This window comes from Paenisporosarcina sp. TG20 (assembly GCF_000286315.1).
Lineage (GTDB): Bacteria > Bacillota > Bacilli > Bacillales_A > Planococcaceae > Paenisporosarcina.
The window spans coordinates 1-1,543 of sequence record NZ_ALJG01000069.1 but is presented as its reverse complement, the minus strand read 5'-3'; the positions used below and the strand labels follow the sequence as shown (position 1 = coordinate 1,543).

Annotated in this window: 1 protein-coding gene; it reads left to right on the top strand. The window is 35.8% G+C overall.

Going from position 1 to position 1,543, the window contains the following annotated elements; translation table 11 throughout:
* The first annotated feature begins 136 nt into the window (after nucleotides 1–136).
* A complete protein-coding gene (locus B371_RS0100435; protein ID WP_019412391.1) occupies nucleotides 137–1,366 on the top strand; it encodes an IS4 family transposase in 1,230 nt (409 codons plus the stop codon).
* The last annotated feature ends 177 nt before the right edge of the window (nucleotides 1,367–1,543 follow it).

Sequence of the window (1,543 nt, the reverse complement as noted above, 5' to 3'; positions counted from 1 at the left end):
AATCAAAATGTCAAATAAAATAGGTCATTCATTTTATTACTTTTATGGAAATAAAAACTATCAACTATATAAAAAAACCCTTATAATTAGGGATGAGGGTAGTTCTTGTCCAAATCCCTAACTACAAGGAGAATACATGGACAATAATACCATAAAAAATGTATTTAGAGAATACATTCATCCACTTGATATGAAAGCCATACAAAAAAAGATTGACCTAGCACAAGTCGATAAGTACGTTAAAAAACTTGATTCGCTTACGTTTGTTAAACTTTTCATCTACGCACAATTAAAAAACTTATCAAGTCTTGGACGTATTAGTGAAAAAGTAAAACGTAAGAAGACTGTCCAAAAAACGGTTGGCATAGAGAGTATCAGTAAATCGCAACTCAGTCGGAAACTTCGTGACGTACCGCCCGAAATTTTTCAAGAAATCATGCATCATCTAATCCAAAAGTTGCATCAAGAAATCGGTCCTCATAAGGCCGATAAGGCGCTTGGGAAAATTCATTTAATCGATTCGTCAACGATTTCAATGTGTCTAAGTCAATATCAATGGGCTGATTTCCGCAAGACAAAAGCTGGCGTGAAAATACATACATCCATTATTTTCTCAGACGGGATATCCTATCCGAACGAAGTAATCATCACGCCTGCCAGGCCAGCCGACTCGACACAGTTAGATGCGTTAATTGTACTGGATCAAGATGCGCTTCATGTGTTCGATCGTGGTTATTTCGATTTTGACAAGTTTGACTCTTACTGTGCAGCTGGGATTCACTTTGTCACTCGGATCAAATCGAACACCATTGTGCACGTAATTGAGGAACTACCTGTAGATACTGATTCGGATATTATTCGTTATGCGATCGTAAAAATCGGTAAGATGAAACATCCGCTTTATTTAGTTGAAACACTAGACAGTGAAGGCAATAAAATTTCGATTGTGTGCAATGATGCTAAAAGAAGCGCGAAAGAAATAAGTGATCTTTACCGGTCTCGTTGGCAAATTGAACTGTTTTTCAAATGGTGTAAACAACATTTAGTTCTAAAAAAATGTTACGGAAAGAGTGCTAATGCGGTGTTTAATCAAATTTATATCGCGATGATCACGTTTTGTTTAACGCTTTTAATGAAAAGCAAAGTAGGTTTTCAAGGCACCTTGTGGGAAATGTTCAATTGGATCGGTGATTTCTGGTCAAAAAGTCTTCCGGAGTTACTAAAAAAACTTTTTGAGAAACCAAAACGCTCCTCAAAAGGGCGAAGGCGATTGGATCATGAACATATATTTATGGAAACCTTGGCGCAATACGAGTCGCAAGAGACATCACATTTAGATGATTTAACTTATGACCCAATTTTTTAATTTCATTACACAAGTGTAAAAAAGTGGATGAAGGACTACTCGATTAAAACCGGTTGTCTTTTTTTATCCAACACGAACTAAACCTTTGGTAAATTGTTACTTTATTTTAATCTATTAACATAACATGTTTAATTCTCCAAGTTGACAGGATGAATAGTTTTTTATGCAACGCTAGTG

What these genes read in the sequence shown, in the direction of transcription:
- B371_RS0100435 (WP_019412391.1), top strand. Translation starts at nt 137, where the DNA reads ATGGACAATAATACCATAAAAAATGTATTTAGAGAATACATTCATCCA.